Genomic DNA, 18,373 nt, shown 5'->3' with positions numbered 1-18,373 from the left:
CTAATTGCCCGTGCGGCTTGATCCTATAACCCTACAGGTTAATGACCTGATTGTTGTAGAGTTAAAGTGCCGTTCAAATAAATATGTAAAGTCGTGAATAACGGCTGTAGTCAAAACATCCAACCCGAATTCATACGCCAAGACAACACGTTTGCTTCTTCCCAGATTGGAATGCCCTTGTGGCGTGTCTCGACAGAAGTGTCGCAGCCACCCGCCCTTGAGCGTTCAACAAGCTACGCTTGACGACCATAGCGAGGTGGTCCCACCCCTTCCCATCCCGAACAGGACCGTGAAACACCTTAGCGCCGATGATAGTGGACGTACGTCTGTGAAAGTAGGTCATCGTCAAGCTCTTACCCTCAAAACCCCTCAGGCCTCGCCTGAGGGGTTTTGTCTTTGCTGCTTTGTCTTTGAAGCTTTGTCTTTTTGCTTTGGTTTTTTACGCGCTTTGGTTTTTTTGCACGCTAGTGATCAACCGGTCGTAGATGCACTGATTTGTTTTAAAAGCTCGTTTGTCTCAAACAATGGCAGTCCCATCACGCCTGAATAGCTGCCGTCAATTCGTTGAATGTACTTTCCCGCATATCCTTGAATGCCGTACGCGCCAGCTTTACCGAAGGGTTCTCCCGTTTCTATGTAGTCACGAATAGCTTGCTCAGTCAGTGTGCAAAAACTGACTTGCGTCACTGACAACGCTTTTATTCGATACCATTGGCCGCGTTGATCTTTGTTTTGCTGTGGTTCGCTTTGTGACAAAACGAGTGCCGTGAATACCGTGTGTGTTTTTCCTGATAGCTGTTTTAATATTTGTGCCGCATCCTCAGCATCTTGAGGTTTCCCAAAAATACAATTATCCAGAGCCACGGTTGTATCTGCAGTCAGAATCGCAATTTGATTCTCAAATAGTGTTTCGTTTTGATGTTGCTTTTCTATCCACTGCTCAGCTCTGATGGCTTTTTCGAAAGCTGTTCGTTGCACGTAATCAAGAGGTGTTTCATCACTCAAGCGAGGTTCATCTTCACCGGGTGGCGAAGGCACTTGCAGAACCTTATGTTTCACACTGATTTGATTAAGGAGTTCGTGTCTTCTGGGACTTGCCGAAGCCAGATAGAGCAGTGGCTGCATCATGCGGTTCAAGCTCGATGATAGGGATGATTGTTCAAGATAGACCAGGCTCGATAAAGTTGCTCGATGAGCACGATTCGAACCATGGGGTGTGGCATCGTCATTGATGACAAGCGGATGGATGCATCACTACTTGATTTTAAATCCTGATCTAATCCGTCAGGACCACCAATAATAATGGTGATGTTGTGACTGGCTTGATGCCAAGTGTTCAGTCTAGTTGCAAAAGCTTGCGTCGTGAGATCACGACCATGCTCATCCAGAATGACACGCAGACTTTGTTCTGGAATAGCCGCTTCGATCCGCTTGGCCTCGGCGGCCATCATTTGCTGGGGTGTTTTGCCGCTGGTGCGGGGCTCGGGTTTGATTTCTTTGAGTGTGACAGCCCAGTCAGGCGGCAGTCTTTTTGCATAGTCATCCCAAGCAGAAAGCACCCAGTCTGGCATTCGATGACCGACGGCGAGGACCAGGATTTTCACTCTCTTTCTCTATTCAGAGTCTGCTACGGTGTTGATTAACGGTTGGATCGGGTCGGTCTTGATGAGGCGCGACTCGCGGCGCGACGTCCCGTGGGCTCTTCTGTGGTGATCATTGGATCAAAGGCGACATCGCTTGTGGCGACTGCAGGTCGGGTTGACTCTGGCGCTAGTTTCATGCGGACAGGTTTGCCGCCCCAGACTTCTTCAAGGTTGTAATAAGCGCGGATAGCAGGTTGCATAATGTGAACAACGATGTCGCCTACATCGACAAGAACCCATTCGCCCGTTTCTTCGCCTTCTGTTGCGATGACATTGCCACCGATCGCTTTCACTTTCTCGGCGACGCTTGAAGCAAGGGCGCGTGTTTGACGATTAGATGTTGCAGAGGCAATGATGACCCGATCAAACAGACTGGTCATTTCCGTGGTGTTGAATACGCGAATATCTTGCGCTTTGACGTCTTCGAGTGCGTCGACAACTGCGCGCTGTAGTTTGGTGATGTCCATAAGAGTCCTGTTAGGCTGTGAGCGGGCGGTACAGCCCATGCTCGTGAATGTATCGCTCGACAACCTCGGGGATGAGGTCGCTTGCAGATTGTTGGTGTGCGAGTCGCTGTCGGACTGTTGTGGCTGAGATATCCAGCGGTTCAAAGGGTATGACTAATAGTTTGCGTTGATGTGCATCGAGGAATTGTGTCAATGCCTCAGGTGCTTGAATATTCGATCCGGGTCTTTGTGCCACAGCGAGTTGAACGCGTTGGGCAATTTCAGACCATTTTCGCCAAGTGCAAAAATTTGATAGCTGATCAGCGCCCAGAATCCAAACGTACTCATGAGAGGGCTCAAGGGCTTCGATCGTCTCAATTGTATAAGTTGGGCCGGTTCGTTTTATTTCAATAGGGTTGATTTCAATTGATTTGAGATCCTGCGTGGCCAGCCTGAGCATGTTGAGGCGATGAGCCGGTGATGCGCCCAGCGGCGGTCTTTGCCAGGGTTGTGCGGCTGGAATGAGTTGTACTTGATCGAGGCTGAGGGCTTCTAGGGCAGTCTTGGCGAGCGAGAGGTGTGCAATATGCACAGGATCGAAACTGCCACCCAGAAGCCCGATTCGCATCAGACCCACTGCCTTGGTTTAAGAAACTCCGCCAAACGTGCTTCCGGCGTACCGGGGGCAGGTTGCCAGTTGTAGCGCCATGTCGCCATGGGCGGCATAGAGAGGAGAATCGACTCGGTACGTCCTCCCGATTGCAAGCCAAAGAGTGTGCCTCGATCGAACACTAGATTAAACTCAACGTATCGTCCTCTGCGATAAGCTTGGAAATCCCGTTCACGTTCACCAAAGGGTAAGGAACGGCGCTTTTCCACGATTGGCATGTAAGCGGTCAAAAACGCATCGCCTACTGAACGCAGTAACGCAAACGATGCTTCGAAACCACCCGCGCTCAGATCATCAAAAAAAATGCCACCCACACCTCTGGTTTCATTGCGGTGTTTTAGAAAGAAATACTCATCACACCATTTTTTATACTCGTCGTAGGCGGTTTCGCTGTGAGGTGCCAGCGCGTCGCGATTGACTCGGTGAAAGTGTTGGGCGTCTTCTTCGAATGGGTAATAAGGCGTCAAGTCCATGCCGCCACCAAACCAGAAGATGTCTTTTTGATCAGAACCTTCTGGCACTTTTGCGACGAACATACGCACGTTCATGTGCGTGGTGGGAATATAAGGATTGCGAGGATGCAGCACCATGGAGACCCCCATCGCCTCCCAGGGGCGGCCGGCAACCTCAGGGCGATGCTGTGTCGCGGAGGGGGGCAGTGTTGTGCCTTTAACGTGGCTGAACAGCACACCAGCTCGTTCGAAGAGTGAACCACCCTCGATGAGTCGTGAAATGCCGCCACCTCCTTCTGCTCGAGTCCATTCGTCGCGCTCAAAGAGGTCTGCGCCCGCATGTTCAAGCGCAGTCACAATGCGTTGTTGCAGACCGAGCAAATAGCTGCGTACCGCAGGAAGGTCAACGACTGATCCGTTGTCTGTTGAAGAGGTTCTTTGAGTCATGTTTAGGACTCCAGCGCTCGCCAACCGATATCGGTTCTGTACTGTGCACCGTCAAAATGAATCTTTTTGATTGTTTCGTACACACGCTTTTGTGTCGCACGAACAGTGTCGTCCAGTGCAGTGACGCAAAGCACACGACCGCCGCTTGTCTGAAGCACATTGTCTTTGAGCGTGGTGCCTGCGTGGAACACCACACAATCCGGCGCATCGGTCGGAATGCCGGTAATCACATCACCGAGGCGAGGAGTGGCAGGGTAGAGATGACTGGCCATTACGACACCGAGTGCAGTTCGAGGATCCCAGTCGATGTGCGCTTGATCCAGGGTGCCATTGACACCGTGCTCAAAAACATCGAGTAGATCGCTGCGGATTCTCATCATGATGGGTTGGGTTTCTGGATCTCCCATCCGACAATTGAATTCGAGGACCTTGATTGGGCAGCTTGCATCATTGCCCTGGCCGATCATCAAACCCGCATAAAGAAATCCAGTGAAAGGAATGCCATCCGCAGCCATCCCCTCGATCGTCGGTTTGATCACTTCTTTCATGACACGATCAAAAATAATAGGGGTGACAACAGGGGCGGGGGAGTAAGCACCCATGCCACCTGTGTTGGGTCCTTGGTCGGCATCCTTCAATCGTTTGTGGTCTTGACTGGTAGCGAGCGGAAAGATATTTTTGCCGTCGCACAAAACAATAAAGCTGGCTTCTTCGCCCAGTAAACACTCCTCGATCACGACGCGTGCACCTGCGGCACCCAGAGAGCCATCCCCTAGCATGGCATCGACGGCCTCGTGGGCTTCGTCAAGCGTCATGGCAACAACAACCCCTTTACCAGCGGCTAGGCCATCGGCTTTGATGACAATGGGGGCACCTTGAGACTGGATGTAATCATGCGCGGCTTTGGGATCTGTGAAAGTCTTGTATGCCGCGGTTGGAATGTGATGGCGCACCATGAAGGCTTTTGCAAAGTCTTTCGAACTTTCCAATTGGGCAGCAGCACGGGTGGGGCCAAAAATCTTGAGGCCTTGTGCGCGAAAAGTATCGACCACACCCTGAGCTAATGGTGCCTCAGGTCCAACCACGGTTAAAGCAACGCCTTGTTCGCGAACAAAATCTGCGAGCGCCTGAGGCTCGGTGAGTGCAACATTCGAGGCGCCTTTCATCAGCGCTGTGCCACCGTTTCCGGGCGCGACATAAACGTGTTCGACGCGTGATGATTGCAATAAACGCCAGGCCAATGCGTGCTCACGGCCACCTGAGCCAATAACAAGTAATTTCATGCTGTGTTAGTCCTGCTCATCCATGACGGCGTTGGTGTAAACCTCTTGAACATCATCCAGAGCTTCCAGAGCGTCGAGAAGTTTTTGCATTTTGATGGCATCGTCGCCAGAAAGCTCAACTTCGTTGTTGGGTTTCATGACGATGTCGGCCATTTCAGGTACCAGACCTTTGGCTTGCAGGGCATCGCGAACAGCTGCAAAAGCGGTCGTCGCGCAGGTCACCTCGATTACGCCTTCTTCATCTGTGACGACGTCATCGGCGCCTGCATCGAGAGCGACTTCCATGACTGTATCTTCCGAAGTGCCGGGAGCAAATACAAACTGACCGCAATGCGTGAACATGAAGGCAACGGAGCCCTCCTGGCCGAGATTGCCGCCGTTTTTGGAAAACGCATGCCGGACATCTGCCACGGTTCGTGTGCGGTTATCGGTCATGCAATCCACCACAACGGCGGCACCGCCTACTCCATAACCTTCGTAACGAATTTCGTCGTAATTGGCGCCATCGGCACCACCCGCACCGCGAGTGATCGCGCGCTGAATATTATCTTTGGGCATATTGGCCGCGGTCGCTTTGTCCCAGGCCATGCGCAGGCGAGGGTTGGCATCGGGATCTGCACCGCCCGCCCGAGCGGCAACAGTGATCTCGCGAATGATTTTGGTCCAAAGTTTTCCGCGTTTGGCATCCTGGCGACCTTTACGGTGCTGGATATTGGCCCATTTGCTGTGTCCGGCCATAGTTTCCTGCAATTTATAGAGGTAAAAGCGCATTTTACCTTGCGCACGATATAAACTCGACGGTTGCGAAATATTCGGAATTTCCCTTTTTTGCATTCCCTTATTCTTGTCAGGAGCACTTATGAGCAATCTAGTTAAAGCCATTCGTATTGAAAAAAACGGCGGACCTGAAGTTTTACAGCTCGTCCAGGTTGAAGTGCCTCCTCCAGGCGATAATGAAATCACGATTCAGCAACATGCTGCAGGCTTGAATTTCATCGATATTTACTTCCGTGATGGTCTCTACAAGAGCCCGTTGCCGCATGGCTTGGGCTTCGAAGGCGCTGGCATTGTGACTGCAGTCGGCAAGTCCGTGACGCGCTTTAAAGAAGGCGATCGCGTAGCCTATGGTCAGAGCCCGATTGGTGCCTACGCCCAGGCGCGTAATGTGCCGGCCGCTCAGGTTGTGAAGCTGCCAGAAGGTATCAGCTTTGAAGAAGCTGCTGCGATGATGCTCAAAGGCCTGACCGTGCAATATTTGTTGCGCCAGACATACCGGATCAAGGAAGGCGAAACCATTTTGTTCCATGCTGCTGCGGGCGGGGTGGGTTTGATCGCTTGCCAATGGGCCAAGGCGCTTGGCGTGAAGGTCATCGGCACCGCTTCCAGCCCTGAAAAGGCAGCTCTCGCCAAGGCTCATGGCGCTTGGGAAGTGATTGATTATTCTAAAGAAAATGTGGTTGAGCGCGTAATTGAACTCACGGGTGGAAAGAAGGTGCCTGTGGTGTACGACGGCGTGGGCAAGGACACCTGGATGACTTCTTTGGATTGTTTGCAGCCTCGCGGCTTGATGGTCAGCTACGGGAACGCCTCGGGTCCTGTTGAGGGAGTTTCCCTTGGTATTTTGGCCGCTAAGGGATCTTTGTATGTGACACGTCCGACCCTGGCAGTGCATGTCAACACACCAGAAAAGATGCAGGCTGCTGCTGACGAGTTGTTTGAGATGGTCTTGGCCAAGAAGATCAAGATTCGTATCGATCAGCGTTATCCACTCGAGCAGGCTGGTCAAGCTCAGGCAGCTTTGGCCGCGCGTAAGACGACAGGCGCGACTGTATTTACTTTGAATTGATGAGATTCGCTCTGAGACTTTAGGGAATCTTGCGTTCTTTGGGAACCTTGCTTTTTAGGTAACCTAGCACTTAAAAGCCTGCCAGATGATTGTTCTGGCAGGCTTTTTATTTACTTGTTCGCTTCATGATGATAGCGAGTCACCAACTCCACTTCGTTTTTCGATCCCAACACGACTCCGACACGTTGGTGCAGGCTAGTGGGCTGAATATCGAGAATACGCTGGTTGCCATCTGTTGCTGCACCTCCGGCCTGTTCGACCAGCATGCTCATCGGGTTGGCTTCGTACATCAAACGTAATTTTCCGGGTTTGCCAGGCTCTCGCGCATCCCACGGATACATAAAGATACCGCCACGCGTGATCAAACGGTGAACATCGGCCACCATTGCAGCGATCCAGCGCATATTGAAATCTTTGCCGCGAACGCCCGTTTTACCGGCCAGGCATTCATCGATATAACGACGCACGGGAGGTGCCCAATGGCGCATGTTAGACATATTGATGGAAAACTCTTTCGTGTCGGCCGGAATAGTCATGTTTTCGTGCGTCAAGATCCATGAACCCATTTCACGGTCCAGCGTGAAGCCAACCACACCTTGTCCAATCGTCAGGACAAGCATTGTTTGGGGGCCATAAATGGCGTAACCAGCCACGACTTGCGTGCTGCCTGGCTGAAGGAAATCTTGCTCTGTGATTTCTCGACCCGAAGCACTGGCAGGTGCGCGAAGCACAGAAAAAATGGTGCCAATCGAGACGTTCACATCAATATTTGACGAACCATCCAGAGGGTCGAACAGTAGTAAAAATTCGCCCTTGGGATAACGGTTGGGAATCAGGTGAATCGTCTCCATCTCTTCGGAGGCCATCGCAGCGAGATGCCCACCCCACTCATTGGCCTCGAGCAGAACTTCGTTTGAAATCACATCCAGCTTTTTTTGCACCTCACCTTGAACGTTTTCGCTCTCAAGGCTGCCGAGTACTCCCCCCAGTGCGCCTTTGCTGACTGAATGACTAATGGTCTTGCAGGCTCTGGAGACGATTTCAATCAGCAGACGAACTTCTGCGCTCAAGGCGTGTGAGGCGCGCTGTTGCTCAACGAGATATTGAGTGAGTGTTTTACGTTTCATTTTATGGTGTCGATCTGTTTGTGTGAGAGATGAGTGTATTTGGGTGACAGGTGCTTAGAGCGCAAGTGCTTTGGAAACGATCTCCATTGTATTGCGCGAAAGGTTCGGATGGGCTGCTACGCGTTGCAATTCCTGCTGCATACGGTCTTTAACGCCCGGAATGAAACGTGACCAGTGATCAAACGCGCGTGCGAGTCGGGCGGCGATCTCTGGATTGAGCGTATCCAGGGCAAGGACTTGATCTGCCCAAAACGCATAACCAGTACCATCAGCCGCATGTAAACCCAGCATATTCGCACTGCAGAATTGAAAAATGACGGAGCGGGCACGATTGGGGTTGCGCAAATTGAAGGCGGGATGCGCCATCAGGCCGGTCATGCTCTTTGCTGTGGCAAGTGGGGAGGACGCCTGCACGGCAAACCATTTGTCGATAACAAGAGGGTCATGCTGCCAGTTTTCATAAAACTGCGTGATGGCATCACTTGTTCGCGCTCCTTGTGTTTCGTGCGCGAGTGTAGTGAAGGCAGCCATCCTGTCAGTCATGTTTGTGGCATGGTTGAACTGCTGGAAAGCAAGCTCGATCGCTTCCTTTTGGTGGGCGGTGACAAGAAAGGAAAGCGCAAGATTTTTGAGTGCACGCTTGCCTGCTGGTCCAGGTGCGGGAGAGTATTTTCCTGGTGTGGATTGCTGGTGGTAAGTCGCTATAAGCTCTTTGCAGAAGTGCTGGCCAATGACACGTTTTAGAGAGACTCGAGCTTGGGCAACAGCGACTGGATCCATGGCGCTCATACGTTCGAGCACTGTTTTTTCAAGAGGCATACTCAGCGCGCGAGCTTGATACCCAGCGTCGATATCGGTGTCCTTGAGCATCGATCCCCAGGCGTCGATCATGACGGGGTCCGGTGCCGGCGTTTGTCCGGTTTCTCGCCAGATCGCTGCCATGGCGAGGATTTGTCGGGTGGCAAGCTCTTGCCCGGCCTCCCAGCGCGCAAAAGCATTGCTGTCGTGCGCAGACAGCAACGCAAGTTCCTCGTTGGTATAGGGGTAGATCAAATTGACAGGAGCAGAAAAGTTGCGCAACAAAGAAGGGGTGGGGCGTTTTGAAATACCCTCAAAAGTCCAGCTTTGAGTTTCCTTGGTCAGTTCGAGTAATTTTTCGGTGTCAGGCTGGTCATCTTGACCTTTGAGTGCGAGCGGAAGTGGTTGGCCTTTCTCATCAAGCAGCCCGACTGTGATCGGAATATGAAATGGTAATTTTTTCATGCCCGATTGCTTTTCAACACCAACTGGTGCGCATTCCTGACTGAGCGTGAGTGTGCAACACTGCGTCGCCGCGTCAAAGGCAAGTGAAGCGTTTACGCGCGGAGTGCCTGCCTGGCTGTACCAGCGTTTAAATTGAGTGAGATCTCTGGTCGGATTTTTTTTTTGCAAGGCCCAGTTCATGGCGTCAACAAAATCATCGCACGTCACAGCCTGACCGTCGTGTCGTCGGAAATACTCATCCATTCCGGCGCGAAATGCTTGCTCACCCAACAAAGTGTGCATCATGCGAATCACCTCGGCGCCCTTTTCATAGACCGTGGCCGTATAAAAGTTACCGATTTCTTGATAGCTCTGGGGTCGGATAGGGTGTGCCATCGGACCGCTGTCTTCAGGAAACTGTGCGGCCCGCAATGTGATCACGTCATCGATGCGTTTGATTGCGCGAGCGCTTTGCGCCGCAGTGGCGCTCAGTCCTTGAGCCATCATGTCAGCGGTGAACTCTTGATCTCGAAACACCGTGAGGCCTTCTTTAAGGCTCAGTTCGAACCAGTCGCGGCAAGTGACCCGATTGCCGGTCCAGTTGTGGAAATACTCGTGGCCAATCACGGCTTCGATGGCTTGATAGTTCGAGTCAGTTGCGGTGTTGGGGTCTGCGAGAACATAGGCCGCATTAAAAATGTTCAGGCCTTTATTTTCCATCGCGCCCATATTGAAATCCCGCGCGGCCACAATCATGAACCGATCAAGGTCGAGCTCAAGGCCGAAACGCTGCTCGTCCCAACGCAATGAGCGCTCGAGAGACTCCATCGCCCATTGCGTTTGATGTTCGGAACCCGGGTCGCTGTAGACCTGCAATAAAACTTTGCGACCGCTCGCAGTCATGGTCTGATGCTCTCTGCAACCGAATTCTCCAGCGACCAAGGCAAATAAATAACTTGGTTTTGCAAATGGGTCGTGCCATTGCACCTCATGACGCTGATCGTCAAGATCCTTTTTGAGAACCAGGTTGCCATTGGAGAGCAATAGGGGATATTGCTTGCGATCAGCGCGAAGCGTAACGTGATAAACGGACATCACATCGGGTCGGTCGGCAAACCAGGTAATTTTCCTGAAGCCCTGCGCTTCGCATTGCGTGAAAAGACTCTTGCCAGAAACATACAGCCCTGAGAGGCTCGTATTTTTTGCGGGCTGACATGTGCTGACAATGATGATTTCTGCGTGGTCAGGTACGTCCAGAATCTTGAGAGTATTAGGTGTTAGCGTGTATCTTTCGGCACCAATAAGATCACCGTTGATATGAATCGAAATCAGTGCGAGATCTTCACCGTCGAGCTCGAGATCACTGACGCGGGGAAGATCCATCCGTCGCTGGACAATCATTTGAGCGCGCACCCAAGTCAGGTCTGCCTCGAGCTCGAATTCCAGCTGAACGGTTGGGATACGAAAAGCGAAAGGGCGATAGTCTTCGCGTCGAATGGTTGTGCCGGTCTCTGTACGCATGCTGTTATCCAATAAGAATCTTTAGCATTGTATGAGCGCAGCCCTGAAAACGAATAAATCTCTCCTATGCAACCTTGATTTTGTCCTATCATTGGGGCTTGTTTGATTCACGATATGTCAAAGCTATGAATGCAAAACTTGAGGTTCGACCACTTTCTGGTTCTGTTGGTGCTGAAATACATGGCATTGATCTGAAAGGCAATCTTAGTGATAGTCAAATCGCCCAGATTCGCGAAGTCTGGCTGAAATATGGCGTGATTTTCTTTCGCAATCAGCCGCTTGACTGTGAGACTTTCCAAAACTTTGCAATGCGTTTTGGTGAAGTAGTGGAATACCCCTTTGTGAAAGGGTTACCTGATTTTCCCCTGATCATTCCTGTTTTGAAATTGCCCCATGAAAAGCATAATTTCGGTGGGGTATGGCATACGGACACCACGTATTTGAAAGAACCGCCCATGGCGACGATGCTGATTGCCCGTGAAATCCCGCCCTACGGTGGGGACACTCTTTTTTCAAGCAACTACGCTGCCTTTGAGTCTCTTTCGCCAGCTTTGCAAGAGACACTGACGGGTATGTATGCTGTGAACTCTTCTGCCAAGGCCGCTGTCACCAAGACCCGAGAAGATCGGCTGGCTGATTCTGCAAAGGCCTCCGAGAGAGAGGAGCTGAGTGCTGAACATCCAGTTGTCCGTATTCATCCCGAGACGGGTCGACGGGCTCTTTATATCAATCCCGGTCATACAACGCGTTTTGTGGGTTGGACCGAGGAAGAAAGCGAACCCTTGTTGAAGTATTTGTTCGCCCATCAGGTCAGGCCTGAGTTCACCTGCCGGTTTGCCTGGCAGGTCGGATCAATTGCGTTGTGGGATAACCGCTGTGTTTTGCATAATCCAATTAATGATTACCATGGTCACAAGCGTTTGTTACATCGTATTACCCTGAAAGGTGATAAACCGAAATAATTGTTCAATATCAATTGAATAAAATAAATTGTCTTTCTGGCATATATAAATATTCGGGTGAATAATAATGAAAATTAATTTAAAGAAAATCTTGGTAGCTGCGTTTAGCGTAGTGACGGTTTCTTTTTCGCTGAGCGCTTTTGCTCAAATCCCAGCTGAATTAACAGGCAAATCAATCAAAATTATCGTACCACAGGCGGCGGGTGGTGCCTCTGATGCGATCGCACGTTTAATGGCTTCCGAGCTGAGCCAACGCTGGAACACCACGATCGTCGTGGAAAATCGTCCGGGCGCTGGAGGGAATATCGGTAGCGAAGCAGTGGCTAAATCTCCAGGTGACGGGACAACATGGCTCATGAGTTATTCCGGTACTCATGCGATTAACCCCTCGCTCTACAAGAAAATGTCTTTTGACATGGCCAAAGACTTGGTGCCAATCGCATCGCTCGCAACGTTACCTTTTGTATTGGTCGTCAACCCGTCTTTGCCAGTTAAAAATATTGCCGAATATGTCGCTTATGCCAAGGCTAATCCTGGCAAAATCAATATCGCTTCTTCTGGAAATGGCTCGGTCAACCACTTGCTGAATGAAATGTTAGGTTTGGCTGCTGACATCAAGACGACCCATGTCCCTTATAAAGGCGTGGCACCTGCATTAACTGATGTGATGGGTGGCCAGGTACAGGGTGTTTATGCCAGCGCCCCTTCTGTGATGGGTCAAATCAAGAGCGGTGCGGTACGTCCTCTGGCTGCTTCGGCCTCGCGGCGCTCGGAAGCCTTGCCAGACGTGCCAACTTTCGGTGAAGCTGGCTATCCCGCCTTAGCGCTGGACTCCTGGTTTGCTTTATTTGTTTCTAGCTCCACACCCATGCCTCTTCGTCAGCAGATTCACGCCGAGATTAATAAGGTGTTGGCAGATCCCAAGGTTGTCGAGCAGTTAAGAGCGAGAGGAGCGTCTACACTCATTACGACTTTGCCTGAGTTTCAAAAGGTCATTGATAATGATTTAGAGCAGTGGGGCAAAGCAGTGCGTGCTTCAGGCGCTACCATTGATTAAATTTTAAAATGATATTTTTAAACAAAAGGCCGAGTAATCTCGGCCTTTTGTTTGTTGTTATTAATTGAAAATAATCATATCAAGAATTGCTGACGTGTTTGACCATTTTTTTCGGCTTCTATGATCCAAAGGGGAGCTTTGCCCCGGCCAGTCCATGTCGCGGATGTTACTGGATGACGATATTTAGGGGCGACAGATTTTTTGGTAACGGACACTTTAGCTGACTTTTCAACGCTGATTTTGCGAATTTTTGAGCCGGTTTTCCCGTAAGCTGCAGCGATTTCATCCGGAGTGATTCCGTATTCTTTCATTGAACGCAAAATGCCAGAAATGACGGGTTTGCGCTGCTTGCTTTGCAAAAGTTGAGCCTGTTTATTCAGGCGTTCGATTTCTTTCTGAATTTTTGCTTGCTGGCTTGCGTAGTTTTGACGAGACATATCCCTGCCTTTATTTGAAGTAAAAATTTAAAGCAAAATTTATAGTGTTTTTAATATGTTTTAACTTTACTAAATCGTCTGGATTCTGTACATGTTAATCTCGATATTAATTATGACTATTTCTACTATTCATGATTGTCACCACGATTATTAATACGACTAGATCAACGAAAATTTTGACTGAAAAATTATAAATTAAAATTTTTATTTAAATCTGCTGAATCTTCAATCATATTAAATGATATTTAATAATCATATTTAACTTTACAGCTTGATATCATTAAGAATAATTAAATATAAAAATGGAAATCAATATGAATATATCTGCGCAATCCGCAACTCTGCCGCTGACCTGCTTGGCCGCACCGCTCAAAGTCGCTGGGATTCAGATGGTTTCGGCCGCATCGGTTGCACAAAACCTTAAAACTGCTTCCATTTTGATCGAACGTGCGGCAAGCCAAGGTGCGCGTCTTGTTGTTTTGCCGGAATATTTCTGCTTAATGGGACGACTTGAAACGGATAAATTATCAGTGGCGGAAACTAAAGGCACTGGACCAATTCAAGATTTTTTATCAGAGGCGGCTATTCGACATCACATCTATTTGTCTGCCGGCAGTATTCCGCTGATCTCTCCCGATCAAGGCCGCGTATTTAATACTCAACTTGTGTATACGCCAAATGGGGAACAAATTGCCCGTTACGACAAAATACATTTATTTAATTTTGCTCGGGGTAATGAGAGTTACGATGAATCGCGCGCAATTTTGGCGGGACAAAAAATTGTCCGTTTAGAAACACCCGAAATCACTTTAGGATTATCGATCTGTTATGACCTGAGATTTCCTGAGTTATATCGGGCGATGGGTCAGGTTGACTTGATTTTGGTGCCCTCGGCCTTCACCTATACGACAGGGCAGGCACATTGGGAGATCTTGCTGCGCGCCAGAGCGATCGAGAACCAGTGCTATGTTTTGGCTCCGGCTCAGGGCGGCCATCATGAAAATGGCCGTCGGACTTGGGGGCATTCGATGTTGATTGACCCCTGGGGGGATATCCTGGAGGTATTACCCGAGCATGAGGGGATCGTAAGCGGTACCATAGAGCCTGGTCGTTTACAGGAAGTTCGGCAATCCCTGCCTGCACTTTCACACCGAAAAATTTTTGCTGATAAATGAAACTGATTGATCCTGCTATTTCATCATTGTCCACAGCCAAGAGTCTGCTGCTGGATCCTTGGGGCTTGGACGAAACCGACCTGAATCGAGCGCTCGGTGAGATTTTTACGCACAAGGTCGATTATGCCGATCTGTATTTTCAATATACCCGCAGCGAGGGCTGGAGTCTCGAAGAAGGAATCGTCAAGACGGGCAGTTTTTCGATTTCTCAGGGTGTAGGTGTGCGGGCGGTGGCGGGTGAAAAAACGGCTTTTGCCTATTCCGACACGTTGTCTGCGGACGCTTTACTTTCGTCTGCGCATGCTGTGCGCAGTATCGCTCGTCAAGGTGCCGGCAAATCACGCGTTCAGGGCACAAAATCCGAACGCAATTTAAGCCTTTACCTGCCAGTTGATCCGCTTTCAACAATGACTGCGCCTGAAAAAGTAGGCCTGCTGGAGCGAGTCGAAAAAATGGCGCGAGCCAAGGACACGCATGTCAAGCAAGTGATGGCGAGCCTCGGGATGGAATACGACGTGGTGATGATCGCGGGGAGCGACGGTAGATTGACGGCTGATGTTCGTCCCTTGGTGCGCTTGTCTTTGTCGGTTGTAGTCGAACGCAACGGTCGCAGGGAAACAGGTCATTCGGGTGGTGGTGGTCGATCCGGACTGGAGTATTTTTCCGACGAAACACTCAGGCACTATGTTGATCTCGCTGTGCATGAGGCGATGGTCAATCTTGACGCGCGTCCTGCACCCGCCGGAGAGATGACGGTAGTCCTTGCCGCGGGCTGGCCCGGCATCTTGTTGCATGAAGCGGTCGGGCATGGACTCGAAGGTGACTTTAACCGCAAAGGTTCAAGCGTGTTTTCTGGTAAGGTTGGTCAGCGAGTCGCCTCTAAAGGCGTCACTGTTGTGGACGATGGGACGATTGAAGGGCGCCGTGGTTCTTTGAACGTGGACGACGAGGGCAATCCCACACAACGCAATGTGCTGATTGAGGACGGGATTTTGAAGGGGTACATGCAAGATACGCTCAATGCCCGCCTCATGAAGACCGCCATCACTGGGAACGGACGTCGTGAGTCTTTTGCTCATTTGCCCATGCCTCGCATGACCAACACGTTCATGTTGTCGGGTACCGAAGAGCCGGAGGAAATGATTTCGTCCGTAAAAAAAGGTATTTATGCCGCGAACTTTGGCGGCGGCCAGGTTGACATCACGAGCGGGAAATTTGTGTTCTCCGCCTCCGAGGCCTACATGATTGAGAACGGCCGCATCACATACCCAATCAAGGGCGCGACCTTGATTGGCAGTGGTCCAGAGGCCATGAACCGTGTCAGTATGATTGGGAACAATATGAAGCTCGACAGCGGTGTTGGCACTTGCGGTAAAGAAGGGCAAAGCGTTCCTGTCGGAGTGGGTATGCCCACGATCAAGATGGAAGGCTTGACTGTGGGCGGTACGGCCTGACGCCGGACTGCATTGTTGCTTCGATCAAATTTTTAATTTCAAAAGCTATCTGTTTCAGGAGTGAGTTGTGCCACATAATACCGATGACCTGCGTATCCGTGAGATCAAAGAGCTCGCGCCACCTTCACATGCGATGAGTGAGAATCCCTGCACGCCCGAGGTTTCATCGCTGGTGTTTGAAACCCGTCAGTCTATTCATCGTATTCTGCACGGAATGGATGACCGTTTGGTCGTGGTCATCGGGCCTTGCTCGATTCACGATACCAAGGCTGCGCTGGAGTACGCAAAAAGACTGAAGGCCGAGCGCGACAGATTCAGTGGCGAGCTTGAGATCGTGATGCGCGTTTATTTTGAAAAGCCACGTACGACTGTTGGCTGGAAAGGCTTGATCAACGATCCCGAGCTCGACGGAAGTTTCAATATCAATAAAGGGTTGCGCACTGCGCGCAGTCTGTTGCTTGAAATCAATGCCATGGGCTTGCCCGCGGGATGTGAGTTTCTGGACATGATTACGCCCCAATACATCGCCGATCTGGTGTCCTGGGGCGCGATTGGCGCACGCACGACTGAGAGCCAAGTGCATCGTGAGCTTGCTTCAGGCCTGTCTTGTCCGGTGGGATTTAAAAATGGAACCGATGGTAATGTCCGCATTGCTGTGGATGCCATGAAAGCGGCTTCCCAGCCTCATCACTTTCTGTCTGTGACCAAGGCGGGGCATTCCGCGATCGTTTCTACTCTGGGTAACGAGGATTGCCATGTGATCCTCCGTGGTGGAAAGGCTCCTAATTATGATGCGGCAAGTGTGCAGGCGGCTTGCGAGGAAATGGCAAAGGCTGGTCTGGCGCAACGTGTCATGATTGATGCCAGCCACGCCAACAGTAATAAAAAGCCTGAGAATCAACCCGCTGTGTGTGCCGATGTTGGCGCGCAGATCGCTCAGGGCGAGACAAGAATCATGGGATTGATGATCGAAAGTCATCTGGTGGCGGGTCGTCAGGACCTGATCGCCGGTCAGCCGCTTGTGTATGGACAGAGTGTGACGGATGGATGCATCGATTGGGATAGTTCTGCCCAGGTTCTCGTGGCATTGGCTGAGTCCGTTAAGCAGCGCCGTCGTACCTTGTTAAAAAACGAGCAATGAAATGAACGCCCCGCACGAAAGTCAAAACCTGCGTTGCCCGATTCCGGATGAAATGATTGCTGACTTGCAAGCAAAGTTTGGCGATCGGTTTTCACGGTCAAATGCCGTACGGGATCATCACGGCAAGGATGAGTCGCCTTTTCCTTCCATGTTGCCCGATGGTGTGGTGTTTGCCGAGTCAACAGACGAAGTGGTCGCAGTGGTCAAGCTTTGCGATAAGCATGGGGTTCCGCTTATTCCTTACGGCTCAGGTTCCTCGCTAGAAGGCCACATTTTGGCAGTTCAAGGCGGCATCAGTCTGGATTTAACCAGAATGAACAAGATTGTCGCTTTGCATGCCGAAGATCAGACTGTCACCGTTCAAGCTGGGTTGACGCGTAAGCAGCTCAACGAGCAGATCCGTGACACGGGTTTATTTTTTCCGATCGACCCGGGTGCGGACGCCTCCTTAGGCGGAATGTCCGCGACACGCGCATCGGGTACCAATGCCGTGCGCTATGGCACGATGCGCGAAAATGTGGTTTCACTGACCGTCGTGACGGCGCAAGGTAAGGTGATTCGGACCTCGCGCCGTGCCAGAAAATCTTCGGCTGGCTACGACTTGACCCGGCTTTTTGTCGGCAGTGAAGGTACCCTTGGTGTTATTACCGAGGTGACCGTCAAGCTTTATCCTCAGCCTGAGGCAGTGAGTGCCGCGGTTTGCAACTTTCCAAGCGTCCATGACGCGGTTGAGTGTGTCATTCAAACAATTCAGCTTGGCGTGCCAGTCGCGAGAGTTGAGTTGATGAATGCTGAAGCGGTGCGCGCGTCTAACGCCTACAGCAAACTCACGTTACGTGAAACTCCTCTGCTGCTGTTTGAGTTCCATGGGAGCGAAGCGAGCGTGAAGGAGCAGGCGCAAACAGTTCAGGATATTGCCAAGGATTGCGGCGGAATGGATTTTGAATGGGCAGAACGTCCCGAGGACCGCAATCGCTTGTGGACTGCGCGACATAATGCCTATTTTGCCGGTTTGCAGCTTCGTCCTGGTTGCAAAGCCAGCACCACAGATGTTTGCGTGCCCATTTCCCGTCTAGCCGAGTGTATTGATGCTGCGACTGAGGCATTATCCAAAGTGAGTTTTCCCAGCACGATCGTCGGTCATGTAGGTGATGGAAACTTCCACGTCTTGATGCTGCTTGATCCTGACAGTGAGGCGGAATGGGCGGAGTCCGAGCGCCTGAATTATCAACTCGTCATGCAAGCGATTCAGGCCGATGGGACCTGTACTGGAGAGCATGGAATCGGTTTGCATAAAAAGCAATTCATGGTGCATGAGCATGGAGAGGATGCCCTCGATCTGATGCGGTCACTCAAGCTGGCATTCGACCCCAATAATATCCTTAACCCGGGAAAGGTTTTAGATCCCCGAATGTAAGGCATACCTCGGGTAAGTCCTGTCCTGCGAAAACTTGCCTTCCAAGGTATTGT

At 50.8% G+C, this 18,373-nt stretch carries 17 protein-coding genes and 1 rRNA gene; 8 read left to right on the top strand and 10 right to left on the bottom strand.

The features are described 5' to 3' along the window. The first annotated feature begins 238 nt into the window (after positions 1 to 238). Positions 239 to 351, top strand: a 5S ribosomal RNA gene (gene rrf / locus QWY30_RS08495). A gap of 120 nt (positions 352 to 471) precedes the next feature. On the opposite strand, the gene QWY30_RS08490 is transcribed toward rrf, so the two are convergent. The 7 genes from QWY30_RS08490 to QWY30_RS08460 are packed head-to-tail and all read right to left on the bottom strand — an operon-like array spanning position 472 to position 5,679. Next, complete coding sequence (locus QWY30_RS08490) at positions 472 to 1,128, bottom strand: Maf family protein (RefSeq protein WP_290240078.1); 657 nt, start codon at positions 1,126 to 1,128, stop codon at positions 472 to 474. Between the two features lie 5 nt (positions 1,129 to 1,133). Continuing rightward, positions 1,134 to 1,604: a 23S rRNA (pseudouridine(1915)-N(3))-methyltransferase RlmH gene (rlmH, locus tag QWY30_RS08485; protein ID WP_290240076.1), complete on the bottom strand. Its 471-nt coding sequence runs from the start codon at positions 1,602 to 1,604 to the stop codon at positions 1,134 to 1,136. 35 nt (positions 1,605 to 1,639) lie between these two features. Continuing rightward, positions 1,640 to 2,110: a ribosome silencing factor gene (rsfS, locus tag QWY30_RS08480; RefSeq protein WP_290240075.1), complete on the bottom strand. Its 471-nt coding sequence runs from the start codon at positions 2,108 to 2,110 to the stop codon at positions 1,640 to 1,642. A gap of 10 nt (positions 2,111 to 2,120) precedes the next feature. Further along, positions 2,121 to 2,720, bottom strand: coding sequence for a nicotinate (nicotinamide) nucleotide adenylyltransferase (gene nadD, locus QWY30_RS08475; RefSeq protein WP_290240115.1), 600 nt, complete (start codon positions 2,718 to 2,720; stop codon positions 2,121 to 2,123). Further along, entirely contained in the window at positions 2,717 to 3,658 is a 942-nt protein-coding gene (gene hemF / locus QWY30_RS08470) for an oxygen-dependent coproporphyrinogen oxidase (RefSeq protein ID WP_290240074.1), read from the bottom strand. The genes nadD and hemF overlap by 4 nt, the downstream gene beginning before the upstream one ends. 2 nt (positions 3,659 to 3,660) lie before the next feature. After that, positions 3,661 to 4,941, bottom strand: coding sequence for a phosphoribosylamine--glycine ligase (gene purD / locus QWY30_RS08465; protein WP_290240073.1), 1,281 nt, complete (start codon positions 4,939 to 4,941; stop codon positions 3,661 to 3,663). A gap of 6 nt (positions 4,942 to 4,947) precedes the next feature. Then, positions 4,948 to 5,679 carry a YebC/PmpR family DNA-binding transcriptional regulator gene (locus tag QWY30_RS08460; protein WP_290240072.1) on the bottom strand — a complete coding sequence of 244 codons (732 nt, stop codon included), beginning with the start codon at positions 5,677 to 5,679 and terminating at the stop codon, positions 4,948 to 4,950. A gap of 121 nt (positions 5,680 to 5,800) precedes the next feature. On the opposite strand from QWY30_RS08460, the gene QWY30_RS08455 reads away from it, so the two are divergent. Beyond that, positions 5,801 to 6,787, top strand: coding sequence for a quinone oxidoreductase family protein (locus QWY30_RS08455; protein ID WP_290240070.1), 987 nt, complete (start codon positions 5,801 to 5,803; stop codon positions 6,785 to 6,787). A gap of 110 nt (positions 6,788 to 6,897) precedes the next feature. Here the strand turns inward: QWY30_RS08455 and QWY30_RS08450 are convergent, their stop codons facing one another. Together QWY30_RS08450 and pepN are read right to left on the bottom strand one after the other, a co-directional pair. Then, the gene (locus QWY30_RS08450; protein WP_290240068.1) at positions 6,898 to 7,914 is read right to left on the bottom strand and encodes a class 1 fructose-bisphosphatase; all 1,017 of its coding nucleotides are present in this window, start codon (positions 7,912 to 7,914) and stop codon (positions 6,898 to 6,900) included. 54 nt (positions 7,915 to 7,968) lie between these two features. Continuing rightward, on the bottom strand, positions 7,969 to 10,677 hold the full coding sequence (gene pepN / locus QWY30_RS08445) for an aminopeptidase N (RefSeq protein ID WP_290240066.1): 2,709 nt from the start codon (positions 10,675 to 10,677) through the stop codon (positions 7,969 to 7,971). Between the two features lie 125 nt (positions 10,678 to 10,802). Between pepN and QWY30_RS08440 the strand changes: the two genes are divergently transcribed. After that, entirely contained in the window at positions 10,803 to 11,639 is an 837-nt protein-coding gene (locus QWY30_RS08440; RefSeq protein ID WP_290240064.1) for a TauD/TfdA dioxygenase family protein, read from the top strand. A gap of 67 nt (positions 11,640 to 11,706) precedes the next feature. Continuing rightward, positions 11,707 to 12,696: a Bug family tripartite tricarboxylate transporter substrate binding protein gene (locus QWY30_RS08435; RefSeq protein ID WP_290240062.1), complete on the top strand. Its 990-nt coding sequence runs from the start codon at positions 11,707 to 11,709 to the stop codon at positions 12,694 to 12,696. Between the two features lie 74 nt (positions 12,697 to 12,770). Here QWY30_RS08435 and QWY30_RS08430 read toward each other — a convergent pair whose 3' ends face one another. Beyond that, the gene (locus QWY30_RS08430) at positions 12,771 to 13,133 is read right to left on the bottom strand and encodes an H-NS histone family protein (RefSeq protein ID WP_290240060.1); all 363 of its coding nucleotides are present in this window, start codon (positions 13,131 to 13,133) and stop codon (positions 12,771 to 12,773) included. A 314-nt stretch (positions 13,134 to 13,447) separates the two neighbouring features. Here QWY30_RS08430 and QWY30_RS08425 point away from each other — a divergent pair, with 314 nt between their 5' ends. The 4 genes from QWY30_RS08425 (at position 13,448) to QWY30_RS08410 (ending at position 18,320) form a co-directional block, all read left to right on the top strand. Then, entirely contained in the window at positions 13,448 to 14,308 is an 861-nt protein-coding gene (locus QWY30_RS08425; protein WP_290240058.1) for a carbon-nitrogen hydrolase family protein, read from the top strand. After that, positions 14,305 to 15,762, top strand: coding sequence for a metalloprotease TldD (tldD, locus tag QWY30_RS08420; RefSeq protein ID WP_290240057.1), 1,458 nt, complete (start codon positions 14,305 to 14,307; stop codon positions 15,760 to 15,762). The genes QWY30_RS08425 and tldD overlap by 4 nt, the downstream gene beginning before the upstream one ends. Positions 15,763 to 15,829: 67 nt before the next feature. Further along, a complete protein-coding gene (gene aroG / locus QWY30_RS08415; RefSeq protein ID WP_290240055.1) occupies positions 15,830 to 16,903 on the top strand; it encodes a 3-deoxy-7-phosphoheptulonate synthase AroG in 1,074 nt (357 codons plus the stop codon). Position 16,904: 1 nt separating this feature from the next. After that, positions 16,905 to 18,320 (top strand): FAD-binding oxidoreductase, encoded by a 1,416-nt coding sequence (locus QWY30_RS08410; protein ID WP_290240053.1) that lies wholly within the window; start codon positions 16,905 to 16,907, stop codon positions 18,318 to 18,320. Positions 18,321 to 18,373 lie beyond the last annotated feature (53 nt).

The organism is Zwartia panacis (assembly GCF_030410395.1).
GTDB lineage: Bacteria > Pseudomonadota > Gammaproteobacteria > Burkholderiales > Burkholderiaceae_B > Zwartia > Zwartia panacis.
Note: the sequence above shows the minus strand (reverse complement) of the source record. Positions and strands in the feature narration are given on the sequence as shown.